This is a genomic window from Flavobacterium luminosum (genome assembly GCF_023635005.1).
Lineage (GTDB): Bacteria > Bacteroidota > Bacteroidia > Flavobacteriales > Flavobacteriaceae > Flavobacterium > Flavobacterium luminosum.
The window spans coordinates 85242-102076 of record NZ_JAMLJM010000002.1 but is presented as its reverse complement, the minus strand read 5'-3'; the positions used below and the strand labels follow the sequence as shown (position 1 = coordinate 102076).

12 protein-coding genes and 2 tRNA genes are annotated in these 16835 nt (G+C 33.9%); 6 read left to right on the top strand and 8 right to left on the bottom strand.

The window, feature by feature from the left end:
* The first annotated feature begins 96 nt into the window (after nucleotides 1–96).
* Both NAT50_RS03630 and NAT50_RS03625 read left to right on the top strand, forming a co-directional pair.
* Entirely contained in the window at nucleotides 97–489 is a 393-nt protein-coding gene (locus NAT50_RS03630; protein ID WP_250591599.1) for a DUF1456 family protein, read from the top strand.
* Nucleotides 490–553: 64 nt separating this feature from the next.
* Complete coding sequence (locus NAT50_RS03625) at nucleotides 554–769, top strand: YgaP family membrane protein (RefSeq protein ID WP_250591598.1); 216 nt, start codon at nucleotides 554–556, stop codon at nucleotides 767–769.
* Between the two features lie 110 nt (nucleotides 770–879).
* Here the strand turns inward: NAT50_RS03625 and sucC are convergent, their stop codons facing one another.
* Nucleotides 880–2073, bottom strand: a complete 1194-nt coding sequence (gene sucC / locus NAT50_RS03620; RefSeq protein ID WP_250591596.1) for an ADP-forming succinate--CoA ligase subunit beta — start codon at nucleotides 2071–2073, stop codon at nucleotides 880–882.
* A gap of 356 nt (nucleotides 2074–2429) precedes the next feature.
* Here sucC and lysA point away from each other — a divergent pair, with 356 nt between their 5' ends.
* Entirely contained in the window at nucleotides 2430–3635 is a 1206-nt protein-coding gene (lysA, locus tag NAT50_RS03615; protein WP_250591594.1) for a diaminopimelate decarboxylase, read from the top strand.
* Between the two features lie 124 nt (nucleotides 3636–3759).
* Here lysA and typA read toward each other — a convergent pair whose 3' ends face one another.
* The 5 genes from typA to proS all read right to left on the bottom strand — a co-directional run bounded on the left by typA (nucleotide 3760) and on the right by proS (nucleotide 8143).
* Nucleotides 3760–5559 carry a translational GTPase TypA gene (typA, locus tag NAT50_RS03610; RefSeq protein ID WP_250591592.1) on the bottom strand — a complete coding sequence of 600 codons (1800 nt, stop codon included), beginning with the start codon at nucleotides 5557–5559 and terminating at the stop codon, nucleotides 3760–3762.
* Nucleotides 5560–5959: 400 nt separating this feature from the next.
* Nucleotides 5960–6211, bottom strand: coding sequence for a 30S ribosomal protein S20 (gene rpsT, locus NAT50_RS03605; RefSeq protein WP_250591590.1), 252 nt, complete (start codon nucleotides 6209–6211; stop codon nucleotides 5960–5962).
* 156 nt (nucleotides 6212–6367) lie between these two features.
* Nucleotides 6368–6439: transfer RNA gene (locus NAT50_RS03600), tRNA-Glu, on the bottom strand.
* A gap of 34 nt (nucleotides 6440–6473) precedes the next feature.
* Nucleotides 6474–6545: transfer RNA gene (locus NAT50_RS03595), tRNA-Glu, on the bottom strand.
* A gap of 119 nt (nucleotides 6546–6664) precedes the next feature.
* Entirely contained in the window at nucleotides 6665–8143 is a 1479-nt protein-coding gene (gene proS, locus NAT50_RS03590) for a proline--tRNA ligase (RefSeq protein ID WP_250591588.1), read from the bottom strand.
* Nucleotides 8144–8241: 98 nt separating this feature from the next.
* On the opposite strand from proS, the gene NAT50_RS03585 reads away from it, so the two are divergent.
* The 3 genes from NAT50_RS03585 to rimO all read left to right on the top strand — a co-directional run bounded on the left by NAT50_RS03585 (nucleotide 8242) and on the right by rimO (nucleotide 12227).
* Nucleotides 8242–9198 (top strand): hypothetical protein, encoded by a 957-nt coding sequence (locus NAT50_RS03585; RefSeq protein ID WP_250591586.1) that lies wholly within the window; start codon nucleotides 8242–8244, stop codon nucleotides 9196–9198.
* 56 nt (nucleotides 9199–9254) lie between these two features.
* Nucleotides 9255–10787 carry an OmpP1/FadL family transporter gene (locus tag NAT50_RS03580; protein ID WP_250591584.1) on the top strand — a complete coding sequence of 511 codons (1533 nt, stop codon included), beginning with the start codon at nucleotides 9255–9257 and terminating at the stop codon, nucleotides 10785–10787.
* Between the two features lie 138 nt (nucleotides 10788–10925).
* Nucleotides 10926–12227 (top strand): 30S ribosomal protein S12 methylthiotransferase RimO, encoded by a 1302-nt coding sequence (rimO, locus tag NAT50_RS03575; protein WP_250591582.1) that lies wholly within the window; start codon nucleotides 10926–10928, stop codon nucleotides 12225–12227.
* A 78-nt stretch (nucleotides 12228–12305) separates the two neighbouring features.
* Here rimO and NAT50_RS03570 read toward each other — a convergent pair whose 3' ends face one another.
* Nucleotides 12306–14417, bottom strand: coding sequence for a response regulator (locus NAT50_RS03570; protein ID WP_250591580.1), 2112 nt, complete (start codon nucleotides 14415–14417; stop codon nucleotides 12306–12308).
* A gap of 111 nt (nucleotides 14418–14528) precedes the next feature.
* Nucleotides 14529–16754 (bottom strand): B12-binding domain-containing radical SAM protein, encoded by a 2226-nt coding sequence (locus NAT50_RS03565; RefSeq protein ID WP_250591578.1) that lies wholly within the window; start codon nucleotides 16752–16754, stop codon nucleotides 14529–14531.
* Nucleotides 16755–16835 lie beyond the last annotated feature (81 nt).

Sequence of the window (16835 nt, the reverse complement as noted above, 5' to 3'; positions counted from 1 at the left end):
TGCTTCAAATCGATAATAATTCACAAAAAAGTATCTTTAGAAATTATAACCGAAAGAATTGAAAAACAATTACCTTTGGGGCTCAAAAAAAATGCGATGAACAACAACGAAATATTTAAAAAATTAAGAGTTGCTTTACAACTGAGAGATGATCAGATCGTAGAAATCTTAGAGTTAGTTGATTTTAGAATGTCAAAAGGAGAATTGGGTAATTTCTTTCGTCAAGAAGACCATCCTAAATATATGGAATGTGGAGATCAGGTGTTAAGAAACTTCTTAAATGGATTGGTAATTCATCTTCGAGGGACCAAAGAAAATCCTAAAAACCCGAAAGAGGTTATTGCTGCGAATACTCCTGTTGCTAAAACAACCCCAGAAAAATCAAAACCAACAAAAATTTTTAAAAAAACAACTCACAGCAATAAGCCTATTTCAACAAAAACGGCTGTGATGGAAAACACAAAATTTAAAAACGGAAAAAAGAAATAGCTGCATTTCTTTTGTTATAGTTTTTTAGTAAATTTGAAGATATCAACCTAAAAAACAAACCATTATGACTAAAAACATGAGTGCAGCAGATCGTATGATCAGAATACTTCTTGCAATAATTATGGGCTATTTAACCTATAATGGGAGTATTACAGGAACTTTGGGATGGATTTTAACTGTGTTAGCCGGCGTTTTTGTAATTACCTCATTCATTGGTTTTTGCCCTCTCTACAAAGTATTTGGATTCAGTACTTGTCCGACTACTCCTAACAAACCATAAAAAAATCCGAGCAATGCTCGGATTTTTATTTTTTTTTTCAGGACAAGACATATAAACAAAAACTCCCGAGAATGTCTCGGGAGTTTTCTATATAAAATTGAATTATCTAATTAAGACAAAGCTACTTTTACCTGATCTGCAGCTTCTTGGAATTGAACTGCTGATAAAATTGGCATTCCTGAATTGTCGATTAATTCTTTAGCAATTTCAGCGTTAGTACCTTGTAAACGAACAATGATTGGCACTTTAATTGCATCACCCATATTCTTGTAAGCATCAACTACTCCTTGAGCCACACGGTCACAACGAACAATACCACCAAAAATATTGATTAAAATAGCTTTTACGTTTGGATCTTTTAAGATAATACGGAAAGCAGTTTCTACACGTTTAGCATCAGCTGTTCCTCCAACATCAAGGAAGTTAGCTGGCTCATAACCCGCATATTTAATTAAGTCCATTGTTGCCATCGCTAGACCAGCACCATTTACCATACAACCTACAGTACCGTCTAAGTCAACATAATTTAATCCTGCTTCTTTCGCTTCAACTTCAATTGGACGCTCTTCAGTAACATCGCGCATCTCAGCTAAATCAACGTGACGGAACAAAGCATTATCGTCTAAAGAAACTTTAGCATCTACTGCCATAATTTTATTGTCCGAAGTTTTTAAAACTGGATTAATTTCAAACATTGATGAATCTGAACCAATGTATGCATTATATAAAGCACCAACAAATTTTACCATTTCTTTGAATGCTTCACCAGATAAACCTAAGTTAAAAGCAATTCTTCTTGCTTGAAAACCTTGTAAACCTACTGAAGGATCAATTTCTTCTGTAAAAATTAAATGAGGTGTTTTTTCTGCAACTTCTTCAATATCCATTCCACCTTCGGTAGAATACATAATCATATTACGACCTTTACCACGGTTTAATAAAACCGACATGTAAAATTCTTTTGTTTCACTTTCTCCAGGATAGTATACATCTTCTGCTACCAATACCTTATGAACTCTTTTTCCTGTTGGAGGTGTTTGAGGGGTAATTAGATCCATACCAATAATTTGTCCTGCGATTTCTTTTACTTGGTCTAGATTTTTAGCTAATTTAACTCCTCCTCCTTTTCCACGACCACCGGCGTGAATTTGAGCCTTAATCACATGCCAACCTGTTCCCGTTTCTTCGGTAAGTTGTTTTGCTTTTGCAACTGCCTCCTCAGCGTTGTGAGCCACATAACCACGCTGTACACGTACACCGTAGCTTGCTAATATTTGTTTTCCTTGATACTCGTGTAAATTCATAAATATTGATTTTGACTTATGTAAAGTGCCACAAAAATAATAAATTCCTGAAGAAAATAATACTTGTCTGAACTTTTATTTCATCTGTTGCTCTTGAATACAACTTAAGAGAGAAGAACAGGACTGTTTTATAACAATCGAATTTAAAAACCATTCGAAATATTACAAAAGATTGATTAAAAAAATTCTTAACCTCAAAATTCAATCTGTGTTAATAAGAATAAAAAAAGTTTACAAACAGTAGTTTAATAGAATATTTTGTTATAAAAATAACAATATGTTTTATTTTATATAGTTTTGTTTATTTTTTTGGATCTGAAAATTCATAACTTTAGTTTTGCATAAAAATTTAAAAAATGGAATCGAATCAGTTATTACAAATCGCACAAGAATTTGGCTCACCTGTTTATGTATATGATGCCGAAAAAATTGCTCATCAGTACCAACGATTAACGAATGCATTTGCCAAGGTGGAAAGACTTCGCATTAATTATGCTGTGAAAGCCTTGTCTAATGTTTCCATTTTAAAGCTTTTCAAAGAAATGGGTTCTGGATTGGACACGGTTTCCATTCAGGAAGTTCTATTAGGATTACACGCCGGTTTCGCACCTGAAAATATAATTTATACGCCTAATGGAGTTTCTTTAGACGAAATTGAGGAAGTGGCGGCATTAGGAGTGCAGGTAAATATCGATAATTTATCAATTTTAGAGCAATTTGGGGCTAAACATCCTCAAACTCCGGTTTGTATTCGTATAAATCCACACGTAATGGCAGGAGGAAATTCTAACATTTCTGTTGGTCATATTGATAGCAAATTCGGTATATCAATCCATCAATTACCACACATTTTAAGAATTGTAGAAAATACCGGAATGCATATTAACGGTATTCACATGCATACTGGTTCTGATATTCTGGATATTGAAGTTTTTCTATATGCTGCAGAAATTTTATTTGATACAGCGAAACATTTCAAAGAATTAGATTTTATAGATTTTGGAAGTGGTTTTAAAGTTCCTTACAAAAAAGGAGATATTGAAACCGATGTTGAAGAATTAGGAAAAAAACTGACCAAACGTTTTTTAGCTTTCGAAAAAGAATACGGCCGTGAATTGACGTTAGCCTTCGAACCTGGTAAATTTTTGGTAAGTGAAGCCGGTTATTTTTTAGCAAAAGTAAACGTAGTAAAACAAACTACTTCTACCGTTTTTGCTGGAATTGACACAGGTTTTAATCATTTGATTCGCCCAATGTTCTATGGCTCTGAACATTATATTGAAAATATTTCACACCCAAAAGGAAAAGAGCGTTTTTATTCGGTAGTAGGTTATATTTGCGAAACAGATACATTTGCCACAAATCGTCGCATCACAGAAATCAAAGAAGGCGATATTTTATGTTTCAGAAATGCCGGTGCCTATTGTTTTAGCATGTCTTCAAACTATAATTCACGTTACAAACCTGCAGAGGTTTTATGGAAAGACGGAAAAGCACATTTAATCCGTAAACGTGAAACTTTTGAAGATCTCTTACACAATCAAATTGAGATCGGTTCATAAACTTTAAAAAATATAAATACAAAAAATCCTTATCAAGTTAGTCTGATAAGGATTTTGTTTTTTATACATTATTCTAAACGAACTTTGTATTAAAAAAAAATCCAGCTTTCGCTGGATTTCATTATTACGCTATTTTATTACGTTTTCTGTCATTTTCATTTAAATAAATCTTACGTAAACGTAATGATTTCGGTGTAACTTCAACGTATTCGTCTTTTTGAATATATTCTAATGCTTCTTCTAAAGAGAATTTGATAGCAGGAACAATTCTCGCTTTATCATCAGCACCAGAAGAACGAACGTTAGTCAATTTTTTAGTTTTAGTAACATTCACGACCATATCATCTCCACGTGAATTTTCACCAATTACTTGACCTTCATAAATATCTTCATTTGGATCAACGAAGAACTTACCTCTATCTTGTAATTTATCGATTGAATAAGGAATCGCTTTACCATTTTCCATAGAAATTAATGAACCACTCAAACGTCCAGGAATTTCTCCTTTAAATGGTTGATATTCTAAGAAACGGTGTGCCATAATAGCTTCTCCAGCTGTAGCTGTTAATAATTGATTTCTCAGACCGATAATACCTCTTGAAGGAATGATGAATTTTATAATCATACGATCTCCTTTAGGCTCCATGCTTAACATTTCACCTTTACGAACAGTAACAAACTCTACCGCACGACCAGAAACATTTTCAGGCAAATCTATTGTTAATTCCTCTACTGGTTCACATTTAACACCATCAATTTCTTTGATAATAACCTGTGGTTGACCAATTTGTAATTCGTATCCTTCACGTCTCATAGTTTCGATTAAAACCGATAAGTGTAAAACTCCACGACCAAAAACCATAAACTTATCTGCCGAATCCGTTTCCTGAACTCTTAATGCTAAGTTTTTCTCTAATTCTTTATTTAAACGGTCTTTAATGTGTCTTGAAGTTACAAATTTTCCTTCTTTACCAAAGAAAGGAGAATCGTTAATAGTAAATAACATACTCATCGTAGGCTCATCAATTGCAATGGTTGCTAAAGCTTCCGGATTTTCGAAATCAGCTACGGTATCACCAATTTCAAAACCTTCTAAACCAACAATCGCACAAATATCACCCGCTACTACTTCTGCAACTTTTTTACGTCCAAGACCTTCAAAAGTATGCAATTCTTTAATTTTAGATTTAGTGATCGTACCATCACGTTTTACCAAAGAAACATTCATTCCTTCTCTTAAAACACCTCTTTGTAAACGACCAATCGCAATACGACCTGTAAATGAAGAGAAGTCTAATGAAGTAATTAGCATTTGAGGAGTTCCTTCTGAAACTTTTGGAGACGGAACATTATTCAAAACCATATCTAATAAAGGTTCAATGTTTTCCGTTTGTTTTTTCCAATCATCAGACATCCAGTTGTTTTTAGCTGAACCATAAACTGTTGGGAAGTCTAACTGCTCTTCTGTAGCCCCTAATTCAAACATCAAATCGAAAACTTTTTCATGCACTTCTTCTGGAGTACAGTTTTCTTTATCTACTTTATTGATTACCACACATGGTTTTAATCCTAAATCGATTGCTTTTTGCAATACGAAACGTGTTTGAGGCATTGGACCTTCAAAAGCATCCACCAATAGACAAACACCATCAGCCATGTTTAATACACGCTCTACTTCTCCACCAAAATCGGCGTGTCCCGGTGTATCAATAATATTAATTTTAGTACCTTTATAAGTAACAGAAACATTTTTAGAAGTAATTGTAATACCGCGTTCACGTTCCAAGTCGTTGTTATCTAAAATTAAATCACCCGTGTTTTCATTTTCTCGAAATAACTGACAGTGGTACATGATTTTATCAACCAACGTAGTCTTACCGTGGTCAACGTGAGCAATAATTGCAATGTTTCTAATAGATTCCATTTGTATTTTTTTGTGGTGCAAAAGTACGATTATTTTTTACATATAAAACTTTTTTAATAATAGTCGTAATTCCTTAACAATTAAGACATAACAAAAAGCTTAGCAAATTATCCTTTTTATCAATAAACCTCCTACTCGATTCATTTTACTCACAATTAAAAAAATAAACCTATTACAGTTATGATTTTGAATTATAAAAAATACGTTTAAAGAAGATTCAAATTTAAAATTGAGGTAATTTGTGATGATAACTTATTTATTCCTAGTAGTTAGCAAAACTGAAACTTTCTTATTTCAAGCTAAAGAAATTAGCAATATTTATTGCTAAAACATTTGAATACAAAACAAAAAAGCCCTGCAAATGCAGAGCTTTTGAGTAAATTTTTGAACACTAACAGAATTATAAAGCAGCTACGTGTCTTGTCAATTTAGACTTTAAGTTTGAAGCTTTATTATCGTGTATGATATTTTTCTTAGCTAATTTGTCGATCATAGAAATAACACCAGATAATTTAGCAGCAGCTTCAGCTTTATCAGTAGCTAAACGAATTGCTTTGATAGCATTACGTGTAGTTTTGTGCTGATATCTGTTTAATACTCTTTTTTTCTCGTTACTTCTAATTCTTTTTAGAGCTGACTTATGATTTGCCATTTTCTTATTTTTTAATTGTAATAATTATTATAAACTACTAGTTAAAAAAGAAAAACCTCCCACAATTACTTACGCAATCACTTTGGTTTTAACTAATAAAACAAAGACTTGAGACACTAAGCTTTATTTTATAAAACTTATTTACAACTAATTTTGTAGCCCGTAAGGGAATCGAACCCTTCTTACCAGGATGAAAACCTGGCGTCCTAACCGATAGACGAACGGGCCATCTAGCCTTTAAATTTCAATATTTCAAAAATTGTAGCCCGTAAGGGAATCGAACCCTTCTTACCAGGATGAAAACCTGGCGTCCTAACCGATAGACGAACGGGCCATTTCGTACTCTGTTTCTGAATTAATCAGCTCATTTTCGTATTGCGAGTGCAAAGATACACACATTTTTTATTTCTGCAATAGCACTTGCAATTTTTTTTAGTCTTTTTTTACATTTTTTTAGTAAGCCTTTGCAAATAAGACTCTTCCATTTGATGGCTTTCCTGAAAAAACACAAACACCTTCTTCCTCTTTTCTATCTAAAGGTATACAACGTATAGTAGCTTTCGTTAACTCTTTAATTTTCTCTTCGGTTTCTGTAGTACCGTCCCAATGTGCCGATACAAAACCTCCTTTACCATCTAATACTTCTTTGAAGTCTTCAAAATTATCTACTTCAGTAATATAAGTATTTCTGTAATCTAATGCTTTTGCAAATAAATTTTGTTGAATTTGCTCTAATAATTCAGCAATATAAGTTGTTACTCCTTCAGCACTTACAACTTCTTTAGTCAAATTGTCACGACGAGCTACTTCAAAAGTTCCGTTTTCTAAATCTTTAGGACCTATAGCAATTCTAACTGGAACACCTTTTAATTCCCATTCAGCAAATTTAAAACCTGGTTTTTGAGTCGTTCTATTGTCAAACTTAACCGATATTCCTAATTTTCTGAATTTCGCTTGAAGTTCATTAGCTACAGCTGAAATTTTATCCAATTCTTCATCCGATCTAAAGATAGGCACAATTACCACTTGTATTGGCGCAACATTCGGAGGCAACACCAATCCTAAATCATCCGAATGAGTCATAATTAGAGCTCCCATCAATCGAGTTGACACCCCCCATGACGTTCCCCACACATATTCTTGTTTTCCTTCCTGACTCGCAAATTTAACATCAAATGCTTTTGCAAAATTTTGTCCTAAGAAATGTGAAGTTCCCGCCTGCAATGCTTTTCCATCTTGCATTAAAGCCTCGATACAATATGTCTCATCAGCACCAGCAAAACGTTCTGTTTCCGTTTTAACCCCTTTAACTACCGGAATAGCCATGAAGTTTTCTGCAAAATCGGCATAAACATTCATCATCTGAACTGTTTCCGCCAAAGCTTCTTGTTTTGTTGCATGCGCTGTATGCCCTTCTTGCCACAAAAATTCAGCCGTACGCAAGAATAAACGGGTGCGCATTTCCCAACGAACCACATTAGCCCATTGATTAATTAATAAAGGTAAATCTCTGTAAGACTGAACCCAATTTTTATAAGTACTCCAAATGATTGCTTCACTGGTAGGACGAACGATTAATTCCTCTTCCAATTTTGCATTAGGATCTACCATTAATTTACCTGGTTTCGATTCGTCTGTTTTTAAGCGATAATGCGTCACAATAGCACACTCTTTTGCAAAGCCTTCCGCATTTTTTTCTTCGGCTTCGAACATACTTTTAGGAACAAACAACGGGAAATAGGCATTGCTATGTCCTGTTTCTTTAAACATTCTATCCAACTCTGCTTGCATTTTTTCCCAAATAGCATACCCATAGGGCTTGATCACCATACATCCTCTAACACCTGAATTCTCCGCTAAATCCGCTTTAACAACCAGTTCATTATACCATTTCGAGTAATCTTCTGCACGCTTAGTTAAGTTCTTGCTCATATTGAATAGTTTGGCACAAATATTGTGCAATGTTAAATATTATAATTATTCGACAAAACTAACTATTTTTGAGTTGTCCAACAATAAATTTTAAAGATATGAAACTAAAATTCTCCTCTTCAAACAATACCCTTATCAAATCTGTTGTTGGTTTATTAGGTTTGATAGTAAGTTCTTGTGGTTCGTACCAGAATGTTTCTTATTACGACAATGATGGTATTTACGGCAGTAGTAAAAGAGAGGTTGTCACACAGACCAACACAGAAACTCAACAAAATCAGACTGACGACTCTAATAAAAAATACAAGGAATTTTTCGCTAATAATGCCAATAACTACGGTATAGAAAATTCTGATATTTTCACTGATATTGAAAACTATTCAAGCAATACGGATACCACTTCAGTCGAAAGACAAAATTATGCGGCTTGGGGTGAAAACACAACCCAAACGACTATTAATATTTACGAAAACAACTGGGGTTGGAATAATTATTATTGGGGTTACCGTCCTTGGAGAAGTTATTGGGGATGGAATTCTTATTGGTACGATCCTTTCTGGGGATATAGCGCTTATTACGGCCCTTCTTACTGGGGTGGTTGGTACGGATATAGTTACTACGGAGGTTACTACAATAATTGGTATGGCAACCACTACTATGGAAGAAATTATAGCCACAACGGAGGAAGAAGAAATGTGATTTATGGAGATCGATATTCAAACGACAGAAATTATACCGGTCGACGTTCGTATGAATCCAATAGAAGAACAAACTTTAACAGCAATAGAACTTTTTCAAGTCCAAGAACGAATTTTAATTCTCCAAGAAGAAATAATGAAACTACTCCTTCGAGAACTAACACTAACGAAAATCCTAGACAAAGAAGTACTTCACCAAGAAATTATGACGCTCCGAGAAGCAACTCTAATAGAAGCTACGATGCGCCAAGAAGCAATTCTACAAGAAGTTACGACGCTCCAAGATCTTCGGGAGGAAATTATAACAGCGGAGGAGGTTTCTCCGGTGGACGAAGTGGCGGTGGACGAAGAGGATAACCTTTAACTTTACCGAAAGTACCAATTAAGGTTTTTGACAAATAAACATTACTCTCATGAAAAAATATATTTCTATTTTAAGTATTATTTTAGGAACTTCTGCCATTCAAGCACAAGATATAAATGACGCTTTACGTTATTCTCAAACAGAACCGCTGGGAACTGCTCGCTTTAGAGCACTAAGTGGTGCTTTTGGAGCATTGGGAGGCGATTTATCTGCTGTAAGCATCAATCCTGCCGGTTCCGTAATTTTCAAAAATAATCAGGTAGCATTTACCTTGAGTAATTACGCTTCTAAAAACAATAACAATTACTTTGGCTCCCGCAATAGTGATTCATACAATTCTTTTGATTTGAATCAAGCTGGAGGTGTTTTCGTATTTGAAAACAACAACCATAGTGATTGGAAAAAATTTGCTTTGTCTTTGAATTACGAAAATCAAAATAATTTTGATAGTTCTATCTATATTTCAGGAATAAATCCGAGCAATTCGATTGACAAATATTTCCTAGCTTATGCCAACGGGAATGCCTATACTAACTCAGTACAACTAGGTAATTTGCAGAATTATTATTTCGACGAATTATATTTTAACGAACAACAAGCGTATTTAGGTTACAATGCCTACATAATAGATCCAATCCCGTTAGATACTGATCCAGGAAATTACGACAACCCAAATATAAATCAATATACTTCAGCGGTGTTACCAGGGAATTTTACCCATCAATATTCTGCTGAAACCACTGGTTATAATGGTAAATTGTCTTTCAATGCTGCAGCTAACTATCAGGACAAATTGATGATCGGTATCAACTTAAACTCTCATTTCTCAGACTACACAAAATACTCTAGTTTTTTCGAAAGCAATGACAACAATACCACTACAGATACCTATGTAAAGAGAATTTACTTTGATAATGACTTGCATACTTACGGAAATGGATTCTCTTTTCAAATTGGAGCAATCTTAAAATTAGACGATCAATTTAGAGTAGGAGCTACTTATGAATCACCAACTTGGCATAAATTAACCGACGAATTGATTCAAAGAGTTGCAGCCGTTAGTGGTAATAACACTGGAGAATTACCTGTAGACAGAGTTGAACCGGGTATTGTAATGGTTTTTGAACCTTATACCATTCAAACTCCAGGAAAACTAACTGCAAGTGCAGCTTATATCTTTGATAAACAAGGATTTTTAAGCGTTGACTTTAGTTCAAAAGATTACAGCACGATGCGTTTAAAACCAAAAAGTGATTATAGAGATGGCAATATGCTAATCGAAGATTTATTTACTACTTCAAACGAATTAAGAATTGGAGGAGAATATAAAATTGAGAAATGGAGTTTGCGAGGTGGTTTCCGTTACGAGTCCAGTCCTTACAAAAATGAGGCTTTAATGGGCGACCTAAAAGGATATTCGGGCGGTATTGGATATAACTTTGGAGGTACTAAATTAGACTTAGCCTATGCTACTTCCAAAAGAGATTATGGCTACCAGATGTTTTCAACCGGTTTGACAGATCGAGCTAACAGCACACTAAAAAACAATAATGTTACCGTATCGCTTTCATTTGAATTATAATCTATTTCAAATTTAATATTACAAGAAGGCTGTCTCAAAAGGACAGCCTCTTTTTTATTCCTATTCTCGGGGGTTCTATTCTTAAATGTTTCGCCACTTAAAATAAATATTGTAATTTTGCAATCCTAAATTAAAACAATGAGAACCAAATCGTTAAAGAAAAATAAAATTAATGTCATCACATTAGGTTGTTCTAAAAATGTCTATGACAGTGAAGTGTTAATGGGACAATTGAAAGCCAGTGGTAAAGATGTTGCCCACGAAGAAGAAGGAAATATTGTTGTGATTAACACATGTGGTTTTATTAATAATGCCAAAGAAGAGTCGGTTAATACGATTTTAGAATACGTAGACAAAAAAGAACAAGGGATAGTTGATAAGGTTTTTGTTACGGGGTGTTTATCAGAAAGATACCGCCCTGATTTAGAAGCAGAAATTCCTAACGTTGACCAATATTTTGGCACTACTGATTTACCTTTATTGCTAAAAGCGCTTGGTGCAGATTACAAACATGAATTATTGGGAGAACGTTTAACCACTACTCCTAAAAATTATGCTTACTTAAAAATTGCCGAAGGTTGTGACAGACCATGTAGCTTTTGTGCGATTCCTATCATGAGAGGAAAACATGTTTCTCAGCCTATTGAAAAATTGGTTAAAGAAGCAGAAGGTTTAGCAGCTAACGGCGTAAAAGAACTGATCTTAATTGCTCAAGATTTAACTTATTACGGATTAGATCTGTACAAAAAAAGAAATCTAGCGGAATTATTAGAAAACTTGGTAAAAATAGAAGGTATCGAATGGATTCGACTTCACTATGCCTTCCCTACCGGTTTCCCTATGGACGTATTGGAATTAATGAAAAAGGAACCAAAAATTTGTAATTACATCGATATTCCATTACAGCATATATCGGACAACATTCTAAAATCGATGCGTCGCGGTACCACTTATGAAAAAACCACACAATTATTAAAAGATTTTCGTGCGGCAGTACCAGGAATGGCTATCCGAACCACTTTAATCGTTGGCTATCCTGGAGAAACAGAAGAAGATTTTCAGATTCTTAAAAACTGGGTTACTGAAATGCGTTTTGAACGTTTGGGCTGTTTTGCGTATTCGCACGAAGAAAACACCCATGCTTATACTTTAGAAGATGATGTTCCTGAAGAAGTAAAACAAGCCCGCGCGAATGAAATCATGGAGATTCAGGCTCAAATTTCATGGGATTTGAATCAGGAAAAAATAGGAGAAACATTCAAGTGTATTATTGACAGAAAAGAAGGGCCTTATTTTATTGGAAGAACAGAATTTGATAGTCCGGATGTGGATAACGAAGTACTAATTGATGCTGCTCAACATTATCTTAAAATAGGAGAATTTGCCAATATCAAAATCTTTGATGCTACAGAATTTGACTTGTACGGAGAACCAGTATAATGCTATATAAATAAAATAGTCATTCTAAATCAAATTATACCCCAAAAGTCAAACACTCTTTGGGGTATTTTTATTCCTTCAGTAATGTTTGAGTATTTCAGATATTAAATCGTATAATGTCGCCTTATCGATAGGCTTTGTAATATATCCGCTAAATCCGAAAGTATTAATTTTTTCAATTTCTTCAGAAGATGAAAATGCTGTTTGAGCTATAATGGGTAATTCTGCATTTATTTCTTTTATTTTCTCAAATGCTTCATACCCTCCCATTCTAGGCATCTTAATATCCATTAAAACCAAATCGATTTGTGGATACTTTTGATACAATTCAACCGCTTCTATTCCGTCTTTAGCTCTTATGACATTAAAGTCTTTTCTAATCAAAAGGTTTTCAATTAATAGGTAGTTAATATTGTCATCCTCTGCAACTAAAACCGTAATCGATTTATCTATTGGATGGTCTTTTGAATCTTCCGATACTTTACCGGTATCCGTACTCTCAGTCGCATAGACCAATGGAATACTAAATGTAAACAGCGAACCTTGGTCTAATTCTGATTCTAGTTCTATTGTACCGTCTAAAAGTTGCACATACGCTTTAGTGATCGCTAAGCCAAGTCCCAATCCTCCTTCTTTTATGGAATAATCATTATCAACTCTTCGAAATCTATCAAAAATAAAAGGCTGATGATCTTGAGCAATTCCTAACCCTGAATCTCTCACAAAAAAATCTATTTGCAATTTTTCACTATTTAAATGATAACCAAATTCAACAAATCCTTGATTAGTAAACTTAATAGCATTGGTGAGAAGATTGGTTAATATTTGCTTGAACTTGGTTTCATCCAACAACACTTTCGAAGTTATTGGAGGATTAGCTTCAATCCACTTAAAATCAATGTTTTTATCTTTTGAAATCGTAATCGCAATCGACTTGTATAATTCCTGCATACAAGATTCTAAATCTACACTAGAAATATTAGGTCTAATTTGATTGGCATCGATTTTAGACATTTCGATAAGATCATCGATAATTGAAACCAAATTGACTCCACTTTTATTGATGATTTTTATGTAATTCTGTTTTTCACTTTCTTCTAAACCGTTTTCTTTTAAAAGTTCAGAAAAACCAATAATGGCATTCATCGGAGTTCTGATTTCATGCGACAAATTGGTTAAGAAGGCTGTTTTTAACTGATCGCTTTCCTCTGCTTTTGCTTTTGCTTTTTCTAATTGTTTTCGCTGCGAAAAAGTTTCTTCGAATAAATTACCAATTTTACTGAACTCACCAGGTGATGATTTTAATCGCTTTATGGCTTTTTTGTTCCCGGCTTCCAAAATCTGAGTGATAAGATACAAAGGAGTAGAAACCCATCTTCTCAGAAAAAAAACATAGACAATTAGAAATAAAATAAAGAAAATTAAAATTATGGCTAAAATTCTTTCGGTGGCTTTAAAGTTCACAAAGAATTTACGCTCAAACGCCAAAACCCCTATCTTTTCTCCATTCCAAGATTTTAAAGTATAGATTCCTTTGATGAAATTATCATAAAAAAGTTTTTCCTTTTCTAGATATGAAAACGAAACTTTCGAAGTACTAATTTCTTCTAATCGATTAATATACTCCTGATTCAGTAATCTAGCCATGACGAAAAAACCTGATGGCTTAGATTTCATTTTTGTGGGATCGTTACCCGGATGTATTGTCGCCATAAAAACCTCCGCATAACCTTCGGGCAATTTTACATAAAATTTAGTAGTTCTTTTTTGATAAACATAATTCAGCAATGGTTTGTTTATAAAACGAATAGGATGTTTTAATTCTGGTTTGTATTTTTTTCCAATCTCATTGCCTTGCAAATCATAAATCCCAATGTATTCAACAAAATACATATTGATAATATTTCCCACATGCTTATCGAACCATTTTTGATCTTTTGTTTGGGTAAAATCAACCAAAGCATCCCAATAAGTAACGTCTATTAGAGTAGAATAATGAGATTCCGAGTTTAATTTCATTAATGAATTAACCTCATCGTTCAACTGTTTTTGAGTCATTGTATAGACTTCCTTCTCTTGTTTGAGTGTGTAATAAAAAAGATATAGGAATAACAGAATAAAGGATGTAGTGGAGAAAAAAATCAACAACAACAACTTGGAATATATAGACAATCTGTTGATTTTTGTCATAGATTTGAGGTTAATTTCTTTAAGGTTATAATTTGGGAATCATAAACTTAGTATATTTTTTACTATCTATCAAAAAAAAACAGCAATAACGATTTAGACTTACTATTAATCTTACAAAGTCAATAAAAGAGAACTTCTAAGAAGATGGATAGGCTTAGAAAACCAAAATAATTCAAAATCCTCTAGTCCATGAGTTTCGTACGAAATTTTTAAATCATTGAAAGTCCATTTCTTTTCTTTATAAACAGAAATATCGTCTAAAATTTGAAGAAGCCATTCTCCTTTGTCTTTTTCGATTGAAACACTTAAAGTATCCTTTTTATCGTAAAAAGTAAATTGTAACATTTCCCATGATTTACCTTTTTTAGACTTAGTAAAATGAGTCACAGTAGGTTTTCCACCAATCCATACCACTTTCGCATTTGGTTTTACAGTCAGCAGTTGCTCTTCTTGTAAACAATTGTAAATAAAATCAGGATGAATTTTAGTGTTTGGAATCTTAAAATCAAACCAATCTTGCAGAGGATAGTCAAAACAAATCCCGTGCATAAAATTGAAAAGAGATTTTTTTAACCCGAAACTGAATTTATCGTGGTTGATTCCTGTTTTGTCTTTAAATTGGACATCGTTATTGGCAAACGTAATTTCATTTAATTGTGGAACCACTCCAAATTGTTCAGGGTTCATTCCCACCGGACTATGGGCAGTCATCGCAAACTGATGCCAAAATCCCGACTGTAGAATGCCCAATTCGAACATTTGACGAACCATTTCTAAACTATCGATAGTCTCTTGAATGGTTTGAGTCGGATAGCCATACATCAGATAAGCATGAACCATGATTCCTGAATCAGTGAAGTTCTTGGTTACTTTAGCTACTTGCTCTACCGTTACACCTTTTTTAATAAGTTCTAATAAACGATCCGAAGCAACTTCTAATCCTCCCGAAACAGCAATACAGCCTGAAGTTTTTAGCAACACGCATAAATCTAATGTAAAACTTTTCTCGAAACGAATATTAGTCCACCACGTCACCACTAAATTTCTACGAAGAATCTCCAAAGCCACTTCGCGCATTAAAGCCGGAGGTGCCGCTTCATCTACAAAATGAAATCCATTTTCTCCCGTTTGTGCGATAAGTTCTTCCATTCTATCCACCAAAATTTTGGCATGGATAGGTTCATATACTTTGATATAATCCAATGAAATATCGCAAAATGTACATTTTCCCCAATAACAGCCATGAGCCATCGTAAGCTTATTCCAACGACCATCACTCCAAAGACTATGCATTGGATTGGCAATTTCAATGACCGAAATATATTGATTCAACAACAAATCAGAATAATCCGGTGTACCTACTTCGCTTTGTTTGTAATCGGCACGTGATGTATTGTTTTTATAAACTACCTCATCATTCTCAAGTAAAAAAGTCCGTTTAAATTCGATGGATTGGATTCCTCCTTCGTCGGAATGACAAACTGAATCGTACAATAATTCAATTGGCAATTCACCATCGTCAAGAGTAATAAAATCAAAAAACTCAAAGACTCTTTTATCTTTTAGTTCGCGTAATTCCGTATTAGGAAAACCACCTCCCATTGCTATCTTAACCTCAGGATAATGTGTCTTAACAAATTGAGCACAACGAAAAGCACTGTAAAGATTTCCCGGAAAAGGAACTGAAAGACAAATTAACTTATGGTGTTTCTCATCTAATTTATCCTTCAAATTTCGAAGAGTAATATTATCAATGTATGTTGGGGCATTCTGCAGAAATTCATACAATTCATCAAAAGAATTTGCACTTCGTCCTAAGCGTTCCGCATAACGACTAAACCCAAAATTATCATCTACACATTCTACAATGAAATCAGATAAATCCTCTAAATACAAAGTGGCCAAATGCTTTGCTTTATCTTGCATCCCCATTGAACCAAAAGCCCAATCCAAATCATCGAGATGGGCAAAACGTGAAGCTTCAGGCAGAAAATTGCCCGAACAAATCTGACGCGCAAGAGTTGGATTGTTTCCTTGTAAAAAAGCTATCACACCATCTATAGTCTTGGTATACTCTGTTTTAAGTGCTAAAATCCTTTGAGAGTTTTCAGAAACCTCAAAGTTGGATTCAGTTTGAGAAGTAAAATTTGACTCAACAAAATCAAAGATTGCATTCAAACCTTTCGAAGAAAATAGCTCCAGAATGACTTCAATTCCTAAATCCATTTGAAAAGAAGCAATAGATTTAGTATTTAAAAAACCTTTTAAATAAGCTGTCGCCGGATACGGAGTATTCAGTTGTGTAAAAGGCGGTGTAATAAGTAGGATGTCTTTCAAAACAGAGTATTTAAAATACAAAAGTAAGCCTAAAATACGAAAATCATAATGGCTTGTTAAACCAATTTTAACTACCTTTAT